This window comes from Mesorhizobium sp. M0904, from assembly GCF_040319475.1.
GTDB lineage: Bacteria > Pseudomonadota > Alphaproteobacteria > Rhizobiales > Rhizobiaceae > Mesorhizobium.
In genome coordinates, this window is record NZ_JAMYOC010000029.1 from 36,173 (window position 1) to 53,594 (window position 17,422).

15 protein-coding genes are annotated in these 17,422 nt (G+C 61.3%); 4 read left to right on the forward strand and 11 right to left on the reverse strand.

Annotated features, from left to right (window positions below; translation table 11 throughout):
- Positions 1–158: 158 nt before the first annotated feature.
- The 8 genes from NKH80_RS25930 to NKH80_RS25965 form a co-directional block, all read right to left on the reverse strand.
- Complete coding sequence (locus NKH80_RS25930; RefSeq protein ID WP_352506977.1) at positions 159–1,622, reverse strand: lipopolysaccharide biosynthesis protein; 1,464 nt, start codon at positions 1,620–1,622, stop codon at positions 159–161.
- Positions 1,619–2,788, reverse strand: a complete 1,170-nt coding sequence (locus tag NKH80_RS25935) for a glycosyltransferase (protein ID WP_352994433.1) — start codon at positions 2,786–2,788, stop codon at positions 1,619–1,621. The genes NKH80_RS25930 and NKH80_RS25935 overlap by 4 nt, the downstream gene beginning before the upstream one ends.
- 187 nt (positions 2,789–2,975) lie before the next feature.
- Positions 2,976–4,055 (reverse strand): glycosyltransferase, encoded by a 1,080-nt coding sequence (locus tag NKH80_RS25940; protein ID WP_352479830.1) that lies wholly within the window; start codon positions 4,053–4,055, stop codon positions 2,976–2,978.
- Between the two features lie 31 nt (positions 4,056–4,086).
- Complete coding sequence (locus tag NKH80_RS25945) at positions 4,087–5,418, reverse strand: UDP-glucose dehydrogenase family protein (RefSeq protein WP_254816094.1); 1,332 nt, start codon at positions 5,416–5,418, stop codon at positions 4,087–4,089.
- 85 nt (positions 5,419–5,503) lie between these two features.
- Positions 5,504–6,370 (reverse strand): endo-1,3-1,4-beta-glycanase ExoK, encoded by an 867-nt coding sequence (gene exoK / locus NKH80_RS25950; RefSeq protein WP_352479829.1) that lies wholly within the window; start codon positions 6,368–6,370, stop codon positions 5,504–5,506.
- A gap of 132 nt (positions 6,371–6,502) precedes the next feature.
- Entirely contained in the window at positions 6,503–6,904 is a 402-nt protein-coding gene (locus tag NKH80_RS25955; protein ID WP_352506980.1) for a hypothetical protein, read from the reverse strand.
- Positions 6,905–7,173: 269 nt separating this feature from the next.
- Entirely contained in the window at positions 7,174–8,196 is a 1,023-nt protein-coding gene (locus tag NKH80_RS25960) for a glycosyltransferase family 2 protein (protein WP_352506981.1), read from the reverse strand.
- Between the two features lie 455 nt (positions 8,197–8,651).
- Positions 8,652–8,972 carry an exopolysaccharide production repressor protein gene (locus tag NKH80_RS25965; protein WP_352506982.1) on the reverse strand — a complete coding sequence of 107 codons (321 nt, stop codon included), beginning with the start codon at positions 8,970–8,972 and terminating at the stop codon, positions 8,652–8,654.
- 559 nt (positions 8,973–9,531) lie between these two features.
- Here NKH80_RS25965 and NKH80_RS25970 point away from each other — a divergent pair.
- Together NKH80_RS25970 and NKH80_RS25975 are read left to right on the forward strand one after the other, a co-directional pair.
- Positions 9,532–10,209, forward strand: coding sequence for a sugar transferase (locus NKH80_RS25970; RefSeq protein ID WP_352479827.1), 678 nt, complete (start codon positions 9,532–9,534; stop codon positions 10,207–10,209).
- A gap of 171 nt (positions 10,210–10,380) precedes the next feature.
- Positions 10,381–11,628 carry a polysaccharide biosynthesis/export family protein gene (locus NKH80_RS25975; protein ID WP_352687051.1) on the forward strand — a complete coding sequence of 416 codons (1,248 nt, stop codon included), beginning with the start codon at positions 10,381–10,383 and terminating at the stop codon, positions 11,626–11,628.
- 124 nt (positions 11,629–11,752) lie between these two features.
- Here the strand turns inward: NKH80_RS25975 and NKH80_RS25980 are convergent, their stop codons facing one another.
- Positions 11,753–13,024 carry an O-antigen ligase family protein gene (locus tag NKH80_RS25980; RefSeq protein WP_352751966.1) on the reverse strand — a complete coding sequence of 424 codons (1,272 nt, stop codon included), beginning with the start codon at positions 13,022–13,024 and terminating at the stop codon, positions 11,753–11,755.
- 329 nt (positions 13,025–13,353) lie between these two features.
- Here NKH80_RS25980 and NKH80_RS25985 point away from each other — a divergent pair, with 329 nt between their 5' ends.
- Positions 13,354–14,106, forward strand: coding sequence for an SDR family NAD(P)-dependent oxidoreductase (locus NKH80_RS25985; RefSeq protein WP_352994435.1), 753 nt, complete (start codon positions 13,354–13,356; stop codon positions 14,104–14,106).
- A 40-nt stretch (positions 14,107–14,146) separates the two neighbouring features.
- Here the strand turns inward: NKH80_RS25985 and NKH80_RS25990 are convergent, their stop codons facing one another.
- Positions 14,147–14,728, reverse strand: coding sequence for a DUF1349 domain-containing protein (locus NKH80_RS25990; protein WP_352994437.1), 582 nt, complete (start codon positions 14,726–14,728; stop codon positions 14,147–14,149).
- Positions 14,729–14,766: 38 nt separating this feature from the next.
- Positions 14,767–16,203, reverse strand: coding sequence for an aldehyde dehydrogenase family protein (locus NKH80_RS25995; RefSeq protein WP_352994492.1), 1,437 nt, complete (start codon positions 16,201–16,203; stop codon positions 14,767–14,769).
- A gap of 177 nt (positions 16,204–16,380) precedes the next feature.
- Between NKH80_RS25995 and NKH80_RS26000 the strand changes: the two genes are divergently transcribed.
- The gene (locus NKH80_RS26000) at positions 16,381–17,412 is read left to right on the forward strand and encodes a hydroxyacid dehydrogenase (RefSeq protein ID WP_352687022.1); all 1,032 of its coding nucleotides are present in this window, start codon (positions 16,381–16,383) and stop codon (positions 17,410–17,412) included.
- Positions 17,413–17,422: the final 10 nt, after the last annotated feature.

Below are 17,422 nucleotides of genomic sequence, written 5' to 3' on the forward strand. Positions count from 1 at the left end.
TCGACATCGATACGGTGACGCCCGAGGAAGCGAGCGAGAAGCTCGGCAGACTTACCGCCAATCTCGACCTCTATCGCAGGACGAGCCTTCAGGCAGTGCTTGAGGAGCATGCGTCGGCGATGTCGGCAGGTGAGCTTTTGAGGCCGGTGATCGCTCGCCTAGCGGGCGTTGCGCATGGCGCTGGAAAGCGTGGTGAACAGGGCGCTGCGCGACTGGCGAAGGGCAAGCATGAGGATCAGGCCGATCGAATAGTTGAGGGCAACCGCCAGGACCACCGCGAGCAGGTCTGATTGGCCGGTCAGCGATGCCGGCAACTCGCGGTACACGGACCAGGCAAGCAGCGACGATACGATGAAAAGCCCCTGCATGATCAGGAAGTCGGCTGCGGTCACCGGGCCGACCCGGTGGACCAGGACGGCAAGCACCGGGACGCGCAGCACATAGCCGCTGATTGCATAGGCCGCCGCGACACCGACGGCCCCCCAGTGCAATCCGATGATGAAGGCGGCGACCGTCGTCAGCGACGAGTAGATGCCCCAGTGGAACATGGTCTTGGTCTTGCCCTGGCAGATGAAGATCCATCCCGTGGTGCTCGAGACGGACTGGATCAGGCTGGCGATGCCCAGCCAGGCGAAAATCGGCGCCACCGCCGCCCAGCGCTCGCCGAAGAGAAGCCCGACGACCTGGTCCGACGTTAGCGTCAGCGCCGCGATGCCGGGCATGGTGACGGCCGCCAGCATCCAGTTGGTTCGCACATAGATGTCGCGAAACCGCGCCTTGTCCTCATGGATGCGGCTCAGCAGCGGCACCATCACGCGTGTCAGCGGCTGGTTGATGTTCTGCAGCGGGAACAGCAGGAGCTTATAGGCGCGGTCATAATAGCCGAGCTCGATCGCGCCCGAATATTTTCCGATCAGGATGTTGTCGAGATTGCGCGAGAAGAAGTTGGCCAGATTGAAGCCGGTCAGATTGGCGCCGAAGGACAATATGTCGGTATCGACCTTCAGGTCCGGCCGCGACGGCGTCCAGCGCGCCACCTGCCATGCCGCGGCCAGCGCGACAACAGCCGATACCGCCGGGCCGATGACCAGCGACCAGTAGCCCAGCCCCGCATAGGCCGCGGCTGCTGTAGTCGCAAGTCCGGCAGCAGCGGTTATCATGTCGTTCAGCGCGAGCTGGCCAAAGCGCAAGTGACGGTTCATCAGCGCCAGCGGCACCGCGGCGAGGCTGCCAAGCAGCAGCGGCAAGGCAGAGCCGATGGTGATCCCGACCATGCGTTGATCGCCGTAGAAGGCGGCGATGGCGGGCGCCAGGCATGCCACCATCACGGCACTGCCCAGCCCGACCAACGCACTGATCCAGAATACCTGGTTGAGCTGCTCCGTGCTGATATCCTTGCGCTGGACCACAGCCTGCTGCAGGCCAAGGTTTTGAAGCAGTCCGACAAAGGCCACGATCGGCCCGACAGAAGCCACCAGGCCGAAATCCTCGGGCACGAGCAGACGCGCAAGCACGATGACGGAGAGAAACTGGATCGCCATCTTGAAGCCTTGCGCGCCGATCGTCACCACGCCGCCGCGCAGGGCGACACGACCGAACTGGGGGGGCGGGTTGGCGTTCATGCCGGGCGCCCGGCTTCGGCCAGCTGGGCAACGATCTGCGCAAAACGTTCGTTGAGCACGTCCGCGTTGAAATCCTGCTCGATCTTACGGCGCGCCGCACGTGCGATGCGCTCGCATTTGTCCGGGTTTTCGGCCACCCAGACAAGCTTGCGGGCCAACGCCGCAACGTCTCGCTCCGGTGCGAGGAAGCCCGTCTCCTGATCTTCGATCAGTTCGGGAATGCCCGAGTGATAGGTGCTGACGACGATCAGCCCGGCGGCCATAGCCTCCATCAACGCCACCGGAATACCCTCGAGATCGCCGTCTCGCGCGGTAACGCTCGGCAACAGGAATACGTGGGCATCGCGCAGGCGCTGCTTGACCTCGGCGTGCGGACGCGGCCCGAGGAAAGTCACCCGGTCGGCAATGCCGAGATTTGCGGCGAGGTTCTTCAACTCTTGCAGCAATTCGCCGCCGCCAATCACCGAATAGACCCAGTCGCGCCGCGGCAGGCTGGCGAGCGCCCGAAGGGCGAATTCGATGCCCTTCTTTTCGGTCAGCCGGCAGACCGAGATGAAGGACAGTGTGTCCCGTTCCCAGGAACGCCAATGGTAGCCGATCTCACCGGGCCGCACGCCCATATGGTGAACCATGACTTGCGCCGGGGGTGCGCCGACGCCGATCAGGGCGTCGCGGAAAAACGCGTTCACCGGGAGCTGGAGAACACCCTTGTCGAAGACAACCTTGTAGCGCGTGAGTGTGTTGTCATGCAGCGGTTCGCCGACATCGCGGCCGTGGAATATGGTCACCAAAGGAGCGGAAATCCGGCCTCGTTTCATGGCGCGGGCGACGCGCATGCCGTTATTGCCGAAATGCGCGACGATCACATCGGCGTTCTGCAATTTGCGCGCAAAAGCGATGTCGACGGCGGTCGAGAGCTTATCCCAGAACCTGCCCGACCATTTCCTGAGCGTCGGGCGAAAGCGCCCCAGCCCGCCCCACCAGCAGACGACCTTGCTAGGGAGAGCCTGCCAGCGGCGATCGTCGATGTTGCTGTCCTTGCCGAAGGACGTCTCGTTGCAGACGACGCCGACTTGCATGCCGCGCTCGAGGCACCCTTCTATCTGGTCAAGGACGAAGGTCTCCGACAAAGAGGGGAACTTATCAACTACGAAGCAAATCTTCATCGAATGGACGATCTTTCGAGGCCGGTCGGCGATCTGCTCGCGCGGATGAGGGCTGACGCCCGTCGCCGCCGTGCGAGGCGCTTCAAGCGTCTGGTGTTGTGCATGTTGTTGTCCCAAAGCCGCTCACACCCCGGTCAGGCGCAAAAGCGGGCCGTTGGGCGACATAAACGATTTTGGACGAAATGCATCAGGCGGCACGCTCCAGCGCGCCTTGCCTGGCGTTGTCGAGAACGCCGAGGAAGGTCGTGAACTGACTGTCGGGGTTCATTTGCGGCCGCTCCGAAAACAGCTGCGCCGCCGCCGACAGCCGATCGTACTCGGCCTTGTCGCTCCATAGTCGCCTGACCGCGGCGACCCAGTCGTCGAGCGGTGCGTCATAGTCGAGCACAACGCCGCCGGCGCCAATCGCTTCCGGCAGGCCGCCGCGGCGGGATCCGACGACTGGAATGCCGCTGCAATGGGCCTCGGATGCCACCCGCCCCCAAGCTTCTTCCCATTTGCTGGGCGCCAGCAGGATCTTGGTGCGGCCATAGACGGTCTTCATGTCGCTGGTGCGGCTTTCCAGCCTGACGTTGCGTAGCGGCGCGATGATCCGTTCGATCTGCGCCCGGTGGTCGTCGTCGAGCTTCCAGCTTTCGACGAACAGGAACGGGATTTCGGGGCATTGGCCGGCGATGCGCACGGCGAGTTCGAACCCTTTTTCATTGTAAGGATTGATCAGCGTGACGAATTCGCCGGTGGTCGGCGTGCTGTAGAGCCCGGGATTGATGGTCGGCGGGATTACGGTCGAGTCGATGCCGAACTTTTCCTTATAGGTGCGCGCCGTGAATTCGGAGTTGGCGATATAAAGCGCCGAATGCAATTCGCGCAGGTCGCCGGCCAATTCGTGGAATTCGACGTTCCGCAGATAGACCACCAGCGGCACGCCGAGCGCCTGCAGCGCCTTTCCGATCGGCACCGATTTGTGGCACTGCACGACGGCGACATCGGGATCGAGCCGTTCGACGGCGAAGCGGGCCGCCTCCCAGGGAAACCACGCCCGCACGACAGGATAGCCGGGATAGCTGTCGATGACCGCGCGCTGGCGAAGGAGCTTCATCTTGGCGCGCGCCTTGAAACCGAACATGCCGTCACCGAACAGCGCCGCCAGCACCGAGGCGTCATGACCGTGCTCGCGCAGCTGCTCGACCAGATGGTGCGTGCTCGACTGAACGCCACCGCTGAACTGCGGTGTGTAGCCGTTGCCGCCTGCAAACAGAACTTTCATGGACCTGGCTCCTTGCTGGACCGCCCTAGCGTCACGCCGCCATTCTGCCGATGCTGTGGTATTCGATGCCGTGGCGGGCGATGACCTTGGGGTCGTAGAGATTGCGTCCGTCGAAGATGACGGGCCTGGTCAGCGCGTTCTTCAATGCATCGAAGGACGGCGCGCTGAAACTCTTCCACTCGGTCACGATCAAGAGCGCGTCGGCGCCTCGCAGCGCGGCCTCCTTGGTGCCGCACAGTTGCAGGTCGTCGCGCAGCCCGTAGATCGCCTGGCATTCCTGCATCGCCTCCGGATCATAGGCCTGGACATTGGCACCGGCGGCCCAGAGCGCTTCCATCAGCGTGCGGGCCGGGGCCTCGCGCATGTCGTCGGTATTGGGTTTGAAGGCGAGGCCCCACAGCGCAAAGGTTTTGCCTTTGAGATTGCCCTTGAAATAGCGGTGCACCTTCTCGAACAGGACCGACTTCTGCTGGTTGTTGCGCTCCTCGACGGCACGCAGCAGCTTGGCGTCGAACTTGACAGCCTCGGCGGTCTTGATCAGGGCACGCACATCCTTCGGGAAGCACGAGCCGCCATAGCCGAGGCCCGGATAGATGAAGTGGTAGCCGATCCGCGGGTCGCTGCCGATGCCCTTGCGGACCTCCTCGATGTCGGCGCCCAGTTGCTCGGCCAGGTTGGCCATTTCATTCATGAAGCTGATCTTGGTCGCCAGCATGCAATTGGCCGCGTATTTGGTGAACTCGGCACTGCGCACGTCCATCACGATCATCTTTTCGTGGTTGCGGTTGAACGGCGCGTAGAGCTCGCGCATCACCGCCTCGGTGTCCTCGTTGCTGGTGCCGACGATGATGCGGTCGGGCTTCATGCAGTCGCTCACAGCGGACCCTTCCTTGAGGAATTCCGGATTGGAGGCGACGTCGAAAACCAGATCCTCGCGCCCGCGCGCCTTCAGCGTCTCGGCGATCCTGGCCTTTATTCTTTCGCAGGTGCCGACCGGCACGGTCGACTTGCCGACGACGATCTTGGGCGCGTCCATCTCACGACCGATAGCCTCGGCGACGGCCAGCACATATTTGAGGTCTGCCGAACCATCCTCGCCCGGCGGCGTGCCGACGGCGATCATCTGGATCTGTCCATGCTTGATCGCCGCGGCGGCGTCGGTGGTGAACTTGATGCGGCCGGCGGCATGGTTCTCCTTGACCATATTTTCGAGACCGGGCTCGAAGATCGGGACATGGCCCTGGTTGAGCCTTTCGACCTTTTTTGCATCGATGTCGACACAGACCACCTGGTGGCCGACTTCGGCAAGCACCGCCGCCTGTACAAGACCGACATAGCCGATTCCAAAGACAGTCAAATTCATTCGGTTTCATTCCTGTTCAAGGCTTCGGGCGTGTTCAAGCTTCGGTTTTCCGACCACCTTCGGCCCGGCCGGTTCAGATGCGCTTCTAGTTTGTGTTGCATGCCAGCGATTCCGGGAATTGGCAGGGCTGGCCGAGTGCGGTGAACGCAACGCGATCCACCTGCATGGTGAGCTTGCGGCCCGGATCCGAGAACGGCCCCATCCAGCCCTTCATCGTGTCGCTGCCCCACAGGCTGAAATAGATCCTTTGCGAATGGGTGGGCAGCTTCGCCGGATCGGTGATCTCGTGGACAAGCTTGCCGTTGACGTACCAGCGCAGCCGGTCTTTTTCCCAGACGAAGGCGTAGTCGTTGAAGGCCTTGTCGGTGCCGCCGGCGACGTCGACCAGTTTCTCGTTCTTGCCTTTGCCGGCTATGTAGGCGTTGACCTGAACCTTGGACGTGTCCTTGGTCAGCACCTCGAAGTCGATTTCATCATGCGGCTGCTTGTCGGCATCGCCGACGAAGCTGAAGAATGCCGCGTTGACGCCGGAGCCCGTGTCGGTCTTCATCCGCGCCTCGTAGGTGCCGTAGCCGAAGCGCTGCTTGGTCTGGATCTCGGCGCAGGCGAATTCGCGATCCTTCAGCTTGCGCTTCTCGAAACCGAGCGTCAGCATGCCGTCGGAAAGCCCGATCAGGTTTTTGGACCAGGTGCAGTTCTGATGCTTGCCGTTCGTCCAGCCGTCGGAAATGTACCAGCGCGCGCGACTGAGGCTGGTGAAATCATCGACAAAAGACGGCGCGGTTGGCAGATCCTGCGCACGGACGGGTACAAGGCCCGCAACCAGACTGACGAGAACGATCAGCAGAAACGCGCCGTCTGAACGGAGCGGCCGCAGCTTGCCTGAGATCGGGCGCGTGAACGGGGTGCCGCGGGGTGCCGGGGCGGACGTGCTTTTAAGATCTGCATTCATATCAAAACTCACCTTGTGCTGTGCGCCCCCAAAGCGATCGTTCGAACCGTGACGAAACAACCTGATCTTGACCTCTGTCGCTCCCAAGCTCCGTGTTGTGCCTAAACCATTGCGCCGACCCAGGGTGTTCGCTCAGCCCGTGCCGGAATCGGCGGGCTTCACAAAATCAGTCCTCATGTCGGGACCGTTCTGCCGCTTCGGCTCGAAGATTTCATCCAGCGAATGACGGAGATCCTTCATCATCTGCATCTGGCGCGACAGCGCTGTGATGCGCCGCTCGCAATTCAGAATCGACCTGGTCAGTTCGCCGACTTCGGAAGACCTGCGCGAGGAGACCGAACCGTTCTCCATCGCCTCGACCAGAAAGGCGGCATTGGTGGCCGTTGTCCTGTAGCGGTTCTCAAGTCCGCTCTTCTCCGCCTCGACTTCGGCCGCGATCTGGTCCAGCAGCTTTGCCAAGCGATCGAGGCGCGAGGTGTCGGTCTGCGTGTCGCGCGCCGGATCTCTCGATCGGAAGCGAAAGATCGAGGCCATGTAGTCAGCGCCCCGTCATCGTCGAGCTGGTGAACGGCCTTAGAGCCCGTCCACATTCAAAAGACATTTCTTGCATCGTCCAGCTCCTCCGACAGGGTATGTCTCGGGCCAGTTCGGTTGGCCGTCCAAAATTGCTGCACCGCAACATAGATTGCCATTCCCTGCGCGCATAGGCAACCACCTAGATCGTAAACTCATGAATCTCGTTGAAATGGTGCGAGCCGACCTAAGGGTAACGGAGTGGCTACCGCCATCGCACGTTGACGGGCCTAGCTATCGCTGGCCGTGCTGGTTCCGGCCATGAGGAAGCGCAGCGGCGGCACATGCTGACGCTTCGCGGCGAGGCCGGCGCGGCGAAACAGCGCATCCAGCTTGTCGGAGGCAACGCCGCGGACGACGGCTGTGAGGTTGGACGAGCCGGCCAAGGCGTAGGCCGCGGCCGGTGCCAACCCGCGCTCAGCCTTCACGTCTAAAAACTTCCGCAGCCGGTATTTGTCGCGGATGTGCCGCTCGTGCCTTCTCAGCGCAGCCTTCGATGCCTCCGGCAAACTGTCGATCGCAAGCAGTGCCAGGTCGGCATCGGCCAGATGCTTCAGGTCCTGGGTCTTGTGCCGTCCGCTCAGCGAATCGGCGCGCACGATCGCGCCGTAGCCACAGGATTTGATGACCTTGAAGCGCGCGCCATGGGCAACCGCGCGCGCATAGAGTTCATAGTCTTCACCCAGGCGCAGCTTCTCGTCGTAGCGCAGCCCATGCCGATCGAGGAAGGCGCGGCTGATCACTGGCTTGAGGAAGCCCAGTTCCCCTCGTTGCACACGGCGCCTGGAGATATTGCCATCGACGAAGCCCTCGAAATCGAGGAATTCCGGCTCGGGCGAGAACGGTGGAGCAACGATTTTCGAAACGTCGGTTGCCGCGTCATCCCTGACAAGCATGATGTTGTCTGCGGCGAAATCCCAATCGGTGCTGGCGAACAGTCTGTGAAACCTGCCTTCGAAAAAGAAATCATCAGCGTCCAGAATGCTGATGAACGGCGACCTGGAACCGGCTATCGCGGCGTTGCGTGCAAAGGAGGGGCCGCGATTGACGTCGAAGCGGATGACGGACAGGCGGCCCGTGCCGTCGCCGGCTGCGTGGGCGACTTTCGCCGTATCGTCGGTGGACGCGTCATCGACGACGACAACTTCCGCAACCTCAGGTTCGCGTAATGCCGATGCAATGGCAGCCGGGATTGTCCGCGCCGCATTGCGTGCGGCGATGATCACGCAGACCTGGAATGATGTCATGGACATGCCTCTCGATTGCAGAAGTCGTTGCGGATTTCCTCGCCCCGACCGCTCAATGACCCACCGCCCAACCTGAAATGCATCGGCCCAAACGCCTATGCTGCAAGTGCGAAGCAAGCATCGCCAAAATCATCGGCGCCGTCCAGTTTTTCATTCTGCTGGGTGTCATGGCCCGGCTGGGCAGGCGGCGAGCCTCAATCGGGATGGCTCCAGAAATGCGCCGCTTGGCAGAGCCGTTCCTACACGCTCCATCAGAGCGCTCGACTGGCGGAAAATCAGTTGCTGGTCCTGGCCGACCGGACTGCGGCGGGGCGGAGCGAGCGCGTCGAGGCCCGCAGTGTCAAGGAAACGAAAGAACAGGAATGCCGACTGCCGGTGTTGTCGAGGCGAGCAATTCGTCAGAGGACCGGCGAGCTTAACCATAGGTCACATGGACATCGCAGACCCGGCCAGGCCCGAAATCAGTGAAGGCCTCTCCTTGCGCTGAATTTCTCGCCTTCGGCCGCCTCGTTCGAACTCAGCTTTCGTTCAGCGTCGCGAATTTTGTCGGCCGGGGTCGGGGCATTTCTGGCGACCATGGCAAAGACCAGTAGAAAATAACCCATTTGGATGACTATGGCACAGCCGATGACGCGAAACAGCGTCGTACCGAGCGAGGCGCCGCCCAAATAGGACCAGACGATCACGATCGCCAGCGCAAAACACATTCCGATAATGAACTTTGGCAGTGACATACCCGATAGCCCATCCACCGGCTCGGGAAAAAATGTCGACAAGCCCACCCCGAGCACCTCCCTTAAACTCTGCGAGCTTATTTAGGTTGCCCGCTTCTGGCCGGTTGCTTCCGGCCTAGCCCAATCTGTCCATTAGTCCGACAGAAACAATTTGCAACTCTATTGAGCCGCGCAATAGCCGGCAAGGGCAGCTGCGGAATAAATTTTAAACGAATCCTCGGGATCGACTCTGCCATGGTGCAATGCACACGTCGGCATCACCACTGATTGCCGGATATCGACTCGCTCCAGCAAGATTTATGATATCGACTAGTATTTTATCACAACATCAGTCGTTATTTCGAAATTCTAAATGACGACAAAGCTCCACAACAGGGTATAATGAGCGATTCGCCTAAAATCAGCCTCAAAATTGGACTAGCTTTTCCAAAATTGCCCATAATCCGTCTCTTTTGCGACATAAAGGCGAAATTTTGTGCAGGACGAGTTTATTATTTAGTCAGTTCATGACGCGACTATTACAGCCGTCTGGGAAATTGTGTGTTGCGCTGCAGCATTTTTTTGGTATCGTGCGGTAAACCATCCGTTCAACGTATGGAGTTTACGCATGAGGGACGTAGCCAAGCCGGCCGATGCGGATTTTTCGCAGGCCGGTGTCGATTTTCCGCCACCGATCGGCGGCCTGCTCAAACGCAGCTTCGATATTGCCGGTTCGCTGATCGGCCTGGTCGCTCTCAGCCCGCTGTTCGTGATGATAGCGCTGCTTGTCAAGTTTTCCGATGGCGGGCCGATTTTCTATGGTCATAGCCGGATCGGCCGCGGAGGACGGATTTTTCCGTGCCTCAAGTTCCGCACCATGGTTCCAGACGGCGAGCGGGTGCTTGCTGCCTATCTCGCCGCGAATCCGGAGGCCAGCGCCGAATGGATCGCGACCCGCAAGCTGAAGAACGACCCGCGGATCACCCGCGTCGGAGCGGTGCTGAGGAAGCTCAGCCTCGATGAGTTGCCGCAGATCATCAACATCCTGCAGGGGGATATGAGCCTGGTCGGGCCTCGTCCCGTGGTGCGCGACGAGCTGGAGATTTATGGCAATTCGGCCGTCTATTACTTGAAATCGCGCCCCGGCCTGACCGGGCTATGGCAGGTCAGCGGACGCAACGACGTTTCCTACGACAGCCGCGTCGCGTTCGACAGGCACTATGTCGAGAACTGGTCGATGTTCGAAGACATTCGCATCATCATCAAGACCGTACCTGCGGTCTGGATGTCGCGAGGCTGCTACTGACGGCCGCTTGCTGGCCGTACATCGAGGAGCAGCTGTCCAGAATTCGGGCCCGAAACTCAGGCCCCTAACTCAGGCATCGGCAGTTCATCGGGCGGGGCAAACCAGATCGGAAACGCTCAGTTGAAAGCAGATATAATCGATATTTTTTGCACCGGCATTCTCTCCAGACGCATGCGGCGAGTACGACTTTTGACGACTTGCCTTACAGTGGCGACCGGCCTGACGCTGTCGCTAGCCCTGCCACAGTTTGCCTTCGCCGACGACTATCGGCTTGGAGCACAGGACAAGCTGACCATCCGCGTGGCGGAATGGCAGACCGTCGAAGGCACGTTCCGCGACTGGTCGGCCATCAATGGAGAATACACGGTCGGGCCCGCTGGAACCTTGTCGGTTCCCTTCGTCGGCGAGATGCCCGCATCCGGCAAGACGACTTCGGAGATCGCCGCATCGCTCGGCGAGGCGCTGCAGCGCAAGCTCGCTCTGGCCGACAGGCCGGAGGCTTCCGTCGAAATGGCGCAGTACCGGCCATTCTACATCTCCGGCGAGGTGCAAGCGCCTGGCCAGTATCCTTGTGTGCCTGGGTTGACCGTGCTGAAAGCGATGAGCATTGCCGGCGGAGCCCGGCGGACCCCGGAGAGCGGACAGCGCTACGATCGCGACCTGATCAATGCCAAGGGGAATTTCGACGTACTACAAGACCAATTGGTCAGGCTGACCGTCAAGCGCGCCCGCGTCGAAGCGGAACTGGCGGACAAGCCGACATTCGCGGTGCCGAAAGAGGTGGCCGACGATCCGAAACTGCCCAGCATCGTTGCCGATGAGACGGCGATCCTGGCGGCCGACCAGAAGAAACTCAAGCTGCGCTTGCAGGCGCTAGACGATTTGAAGGCGCTGCTGCAGAGCGAGATCGATTCGCTGCAGAAAAAGATCGTCAACCAGCAGAAGCAGGTCGATCTGGCGAAGGAGCAGCTCAACGGCATCGGCTCGCTGGCGCAAAAGGGCCTGGTCGTCAACACGCGGGTTTTGAACTCGCAGCAAACCATCGCCGACCTTGAAGGCCAGATCCTGGATTACGAAACGGCAATTCTCACGGCCAAGCAGTCGATCAGCAAGGCCACCCAGGACGCCATCGATCTCGAGAACACCCAGAACTCCAGCCTCGCGACCGACCGGCAACAGACGGAAGCCGATCTCAACGAGGTGACGCTGAAGCTGAATATGGAAAAGGCCTTGATGTCCGAGGCCTTGTCGGGCAGCCCCATGCCGCAATTCTACGGCAATAACGAACCAGCGGCCTTGTCATTTTCCCTGGTGCGGGTGGTCGACGGCAAGACCAGCGAAATCACCGCCGATGAAGACACACCGGTGCTGCCAGGGGACGTGATCAAGGTCAAACCAGCGCCCCTGGCCATCCAGTAGCTTCTTTCCACCGGAACGAAGCACCAACCCCGCAGGCAGCGGTCTGCGGGGTTTTTGCGTTTGGTATCTTATGGATCAGAAAACAAGGCCGCCTTCGGGCAGGAACCGCCTGGATCCGCCCGCTCTAGCCTCGCACGGCGTCCGGTTCCTCTAGGTGGTTCACGGCGCTCCACCGGGAAGGAGCGACGGCCGGCACCCTCACCAGCTTGAAGTAGCTGTAGTACAGCAGAAACGATCCCATGATGTAGGGATTGAGGGTCTCGACCTCGACGAAGGAGCGGATGAACAGAAGCACCATGACGCCGGCAAGAATCACGGAGTCGGCTTGCCATGTCCTGAATATCAGCGCCGAGACGTGGCCCCAGAGCGTGCGCAGGATGATCAGCGAAAGCAGTGTCGCGCCGACGAAGCCGAGTTCCACCAAGGTCTCGATGTAGGTGTTGTGGAAGTGGAAGCCGCTTCGCGCGGCGATGTAGAATTCGTTCCACAGCCGCTCGGCCTCGGAGAAGCCCTGCACCCAATAGGCCGCGTAGCCGACGCCGAGGATGGGCGATTGCTGCGCGGCATTCCAGCCCTGTTGCCAGAGGTAGGTTCGTCCGGTGAGCGTCGAATCCTTGCCGAAAAGGCCAAGGACAAAGTCCGTCAGCCCGAGATTCAGCGCAATCACGCTGCAGGCGACCAGCCCGCCCGCACCGATCATGAAAATCACCCGGCGATGGCGGAGCGAAAGCAGCTTGCCGATGGAAAGCAGGGCGACCAGAGCGAGAACCGCCGGGGTCGATGCCATCGAAGTGGCCGAATGCGACACGACCAGCAGATAGCCCGATAGAAGGACAATCGGTACGATCAACAAAAAGCTTATCCGGCCCCGCCTGAGAAAGGCGAGGTAGACAACGCAGAAATAGATGCCAAGCGATGCGACAAAACCGATCTGGTTCTTGGAGCTGAAAGCGCCGACGAAATTATAGGTGCCATCGAGAACGTCGTAGGAATAGCTCGCGACCTTGAGCGAGTAGAGCAGGACGACGAAAATCCCGATCAGGGCGCCTATGGTCAAGGTCCGGACGCTGACGGTGCGCGCGGCAATATAGGCGCAGGCGATATGGGAGCAATATTGGACGGCCGTCCTTGCCGTGGTGCCGGGAGCCGCCGACCAGAACACCGAGAAGCAGACATAGGTTGCAAGGGCCAGCGGAAGCCAGGCGCTGGAAGCGTGCCTTAATATCTTCCGATAGTCGACCAAGATGAGCGGCAGCCAGACTGCATAGTAGGCCAGGATCATCGCCTGGCCGAAAATGGTCGAGTAGGAGAACGCCCAGATCGAGACGGCAACGGCAAAGCTGCCATAGACCGTGTTCTTGTCCGGATCGATCAACAGAGATTTTGGAATCTTCATCTCGGTAGCGGTTTTCCGTCCTTGCAGCTCAATGCCGAGTTCATGGACCGCTCATGGTCCGATTCGTCGGATCGATGGGAGCCTCGCCTGCAGGCGCTCGCATTGTGCAGTGCAATATAGCCCATCCGGCGCAGCCTGTCACCCGGATGCCAACCGGCCAAGTCGTTCCAGCCGTTCTCCGCAATACCGGACGAGACGATTTGGCCAGGAGGCAGTGCCGTCCAATTGCCCGGTGCTGGCCCATCACAAGCTGTTCTGAGGCTGCAAGTCCGCGCTTGAACTTGTCCGCCGTTGACTTCACATTCGCCGCCGATTGGGAGGAATACGACATGCCGATGAGTTTCGCGGGACGATTTGCCGGACGATCTGTTGTTATCACCGGCGGCGCCTCAGGCATCGGCCTGGCCGTCGCGCAAAGGATCACTGACGAAGGTGGGCGTGTTTCGGTCTGGGATCGCGATGCGGCCCAGATCGAGCAGGCCAAGGCCATTGTTCCAGGCCTGCACAGCGTCACCCTAGACGTCGCCGACCCCATAGCGGTCGAAGCCGCCGCCGGAGAGACGGTCGAAGCGCTTGGCGCAGTCGATGTCCTTGTCACCAGCGCTGCCATCACCGGACCGAACATGACGACCTGGGAGTATTCCGTAGAGGATTGGCGCCGGGTCATCGACATCAACATCAACGGCGTCTTCTTCTGCAACAAAGCGCTGGTCCCGCATATGCTCGAACGCAATTACGGCAGGATCGTCAACATCGCCTCGATTGCCGGCAAGGAAGGTAACCCGAACGCCTCGGCCTACAGCACCTCCAAGGCGGCGGTGATCGGCATGACCAAATCGCTCGGCAAGGAACTGGCCAAGACCAGGGTGACGGTGAACTGCGTCACGCCGGCGGCCGTGCGCACCGCGATCTTCCAGCAGATGAGCCAGCAGCACATCGACTTCATGCTGTCCAAAATACCGATGGCGCGTTTTGGCGAGGTCGAGGAGGTGGCGGCGCTGATTTGCTGGATCGCGTCCGAGGAATGCTCGTTCACGACGGCTGCCGTCTTCGACGTCTCCGGCGGCAGGGCGACCTACTGAGGCCGGCCCGACGCAAACCGCCCGACCGCATCGCGGCGCCTCAGTCGTGAAGCTCCCGCGAGATCGGCGGGCTGATCGAAAAATCGCTGAATGTCACTTCGAAACCCTCGCGCTGCGGCGAACAGCACATCATGCCGACATCGACCGTTTTCGACGGCGGGAAATAGGCAAGTCGCGCCGGTTTCCAGTGCTTGTCGGACGCGTCCAGATACTGGACGCGGATCGTTTCGGCATGGCGGGTCAGGCGGATCCTGACCCCGTCGGGGTCGGCGGGAATGCTGGCCAGCGACCAGTCGGAGGCATCGTTGGTGACGACGACGGAAAAATACATCAGCCCGTCGGTGTATTCGATGCCGGCCTTGATCCAGTGCGTCTCGCTCAGGCGGACCATAAGCCCGGCCTGATCGTAAAGCACCTCATAGTGCCCCTTGACCGTGACTTCGGCGCTGAAATCGCCCTCGACCTCACGATAGAGGAAATGGCCATTGTCGCGCCAGAAGCCGTAGAACGTCTCGCGCCAGAAGTCGGTCTCCTTGCCGGTCCGTACATGCACCGTATTGTTGCCGAAGGCGTGGTGCGGCGGCGGATTGAGCCAGGTCAGGGCCGTATTCTCAGATGTCATCGATTTGCTCGCCTGCCTGGCTGGTCTGCCGTCTTTTCTTAGCCGGCAAACGTGTAAGCGGTCTTCACTGTTGTGTAGAACTCTGCGGCATAGCGGCCCTGCTCGCGCGGGCCGTAGCTCGATCCCTTGCGTCCGCCGAAAGGCACGTGGAAGTCGACGCCGGCCGTCGGCAGGTTGACCATGACCATGCCGGCTTCCGAATTGCGCTTGAAGTGCGTGGCATGCTTGAGGCTCGAGGTGCAGATACCGGAGGTCAGGCCGAACGGCGTGTCGTTGGCCACCGCCAGCGCCTCGTCATAATCCTTGACGCGGATGACGTTGGCGACCGGTCCGAAAATCTCCTCGCGCGAGATGCGCATGGCGTTGGTGGTTTCGGTGAACAGCGCCGGCTGCAAATAGAAGCCGCGGGTTTCACGATCGAGCCGCTCGCCACCGAAGGCAAGGTCCGCACCTTCCTGACGGCCGATGGCGATATAGTCTTCGTCCTGTTTGAGCTGGCTCTGGTCGACAACCGGCCCGATCTGGGTCTTGGCATCGAGAGCGTCGCCGACGACCAGCTTGGCCATGCGGTCCTTAAGCGCCTCGACGAAGCGGTCGTGGATGCCGTCCGTCACCACCAGGCGGGACGACGCCGTGCAGCGCTGGCCGGTCGAGAAGTAGGCACCGTTGATAGCGCAGTCGACGGCGACGGCAAGGTCGGCATCGTCGAGCACTACAAGCGGGTTCTTGCCGCCCATTTCGAGCTGGAACTTGCGCATGTGCTCGACGCTGGCGGCGGCGACGCGCTTGCCGGTGCCGACCGATCCGGTGAAGGTGATGGCGTCGAGGTCAGGACTATCGAGCATGGCCTGGCCGACCACCGAACCTTTGCCCATGACCAGATTGAGCACACCCTTGGGTAGCCCGGCGCGGTGCAGGATGTCGACGATGGTCCAGGCGCTCTCCGGAACGAGTTCCGCCGGCTTGAAGACGATGGTGTTGCCGTAGGCCAGCGCCGGAGCGATTTTCCAAGCCGGAATGGCGATCGGGAAATTCCACGGCGTGATGATGCCGACGACGCCGACCGCTTCGCGGGTGATCTCGACGCCGACGCCGGGCCGCACGCTCGGCACCAGCTCGCCCGACAGGCGCAACGCCTCTCCGGCGAAAAAATCGAATATCTGGGCGGCCCGCACGGTCTCGCCGATGCCCTCGACCAGCGTCTTGCCTTCCTCGCGCGCCAACGCCCGGCCGATTTCATCTTTCCGCGCGGTGATCTCGTCCGACGTCTTCCTCAGCACCGCATGGCGGGCCAGCAGGCCCGATCGAGACCATGCCGGAAATGCCGTTTTGGCCGCTGCGATGGCCTGCCGAGCGTGCTCCGCGCCCCCCGATGCATATTCGCCGACCACGTCGTCGAGATTGGACGGGTTGATGTTGCGGGAGCCGGCATCGCCTACCCACTCGCCATCGATGAGGTTCTTTCGAAACGGGATCATGTCGCTGTCTTCCTTGTCGTCTTTCGATCGCCGTCTATCTGGACCACCGACCGCCGCACCGCAAGGCCGAAGAAGGCAAACTTCTCCTTCTCGACAGGCATGTGATAGGTGTCGGGGGCGGGAAAAGACGATTCTAGTGTGGTGCGACGCGGATCGCACGGGAGGTGAAGTATCATGTCCGACAGCGCCTTGCCCCTGGTGATCAGCGCACCCGAACCGCGCACGCTCGACCTGATCTTCACGCCGGCCGCGCTGGCGAACTTTCGATCGAAATACCGCATCGTCGAAACATCGCCCGAAGCGGTGGCGGCGCTGCCGGCCGATATCCTTGGCGAGGCGCGCTACATCGTCGGCCAGCCACCTATCGCGCCGGAGACGCTGGAAAAAATGAAGGCGCTGCGCTGCATCTTCAATGTCGAGAGCAACCTCATCAACAACATGCCCTACGAGACGCTGTTTTCGCGCGGCATCCATGTCGTCACCACCGGGCTGGTGTTTGCAGAACCGGTGGCCGAACTCGGCCTTGCCATGGCGCTCAACCTCGCCCGTGACATCGTCGACGCCGACCTCGCCTTTCGACAGGGCAAGGAGCGTTGGGGCGGCGACGGCAACCGGACGGCGCGGCTTCTTTCCGGCGCGGACGTCGGCATCATCGGCTTCGGCGATCTTGGCCGTGCGCTCAACCGGCTGCTGTCAGGCTTTCGCACGCGGACAAAAGCCTTCGACCCGTGGCTGCCGCCGTCGATCCTGATCGAAAACGGCGTTGAGCCGGCCTCTCTCGACGACGTTCTGTCGAACAGCGATTTCGTCTTCGTCGTCGCTTCGGTGACCAGCGAAAACCAGGGCTTCCTCGGCGCCGAGGCGTTTGCCAGGATGCGCAAGGGAGCCGCTTTCATTTTGCTCAGCCGATCCGGCGTGGTCGATTTCCCGGCACTGATGGATGCTGTCCGCAGCGGCCATATTCTCGCCGCCAGCGATGTTTTTCCTGAGGAGCCGCTGGCCCAGGATCACCCGGTCCGCACATTGCCGGGGTTCCTGCGCTCCGCCCACCGGGCCGGTGCGCTCGACATCGCTTTCAAGCGGATGGGCGACATGGTGCTGGAAGACATGGACCTGGTCGACCGCGGCCTGCCGCCGATGCGTTCGAAGCGGGCCGAGCGTGAGACCGTTTCGCGAATGCGCTCAAAGCCGGTCGACAAGAATTAAGCCGCCTGCC

Bases quoted from the DNA above. Each gene is read 5' to 3' on its own strand.
- NKH80_RS25985 (WP_352994435.1), top strand. From the start codon at position 13,354: ATGCCGATGAGTTTCGCGGGACGATTTGCCGGACGATCTGTTGTTATC.
- NKH80_RS25945 (WP_254816094.1), bottom strand. From the start codon at position 5,418: ATGAATTTGACTGTCTTTGGAATCGGCTATGTCGGTCTTGTACAGGCG.
- NKH80_RS25940 (WP_352479830.1), bottom strand. From the start codon at position 4,055: ATGAAAGTTCTGTTTGCAGGCGGCAACGGCTACACACCGCAGTTCAGC.
- NKH80_RS25935 (WP_352994433.1), bottom strand. From the start codon at position 2,788: ATGAAGATTTGCTTCGTAGTTGATAAGTTCCCCTCTTTGTCGGAGACC.
- NKH80_RS25970 (WP_352479827.1), top strand. From the start codon at position 9,532: ATGAGGGACGTAGCCAAGCCGGCCGATGCGGATTTTTCGCAGGCCGGT.
- NKH80_RS25930 (WP_352506977.1), bottom strand. From the start codon at position 1,622: ATGAACGCCAACCCGCCCCCCCAGTTCGGTCGTGTCGCCCTGCGCGGC.
- NKH80_RS25990 (WP_352994437.1), bottom strand. From the start codon at position 14,728: ATGACATCTGAGAATACGGCCCTGACCTGGCTCAATCCGCCGCCGCAC.
- NKH80_RS25955 (WP_352506980.1), bottom strand. From the start codon at position 6,904: ATGGCCTCGATCTTTCGCTTCCGATCGAGAGATCCGGCGCGCGACACG.
- NKH80_RS25960 (WP_352506981.1), bottom strand. From the start codon at position 8,196: ATGTCCATGACATCATTCCAGGTCTGCGTGATCATCGCCGCACGCAAT.
- exoK (WP_352479829.1), bottom strand. From the start codon at position 6,370: ATGAATGCAGATCTTAAAAGCACGTCCGCCCCGGCACCCCGCGGCACC.
- NKH80_RS25975 (WP_352687051.1), top strand. From the start codon at position 10,381: ATGCGGCGAGTACGACTTTTGACGACTTGCCTTACAGTGGCGACCGGC.
- NKH80_RS26000 (WP_352687022.1), top strand. From the start codon at position 16,381: ATGTCCGACAGCGCCTTGCCCCTGGTGATCAGCGCACCCGAACCGCGC.
- NKH80_RS25980 (WP_352751966.1), bottom strand. From the start codon at position 13,024: ATGAAGATTCCAAAATCTCTGTTGATCGATCCGGACAAGAACACGGTC.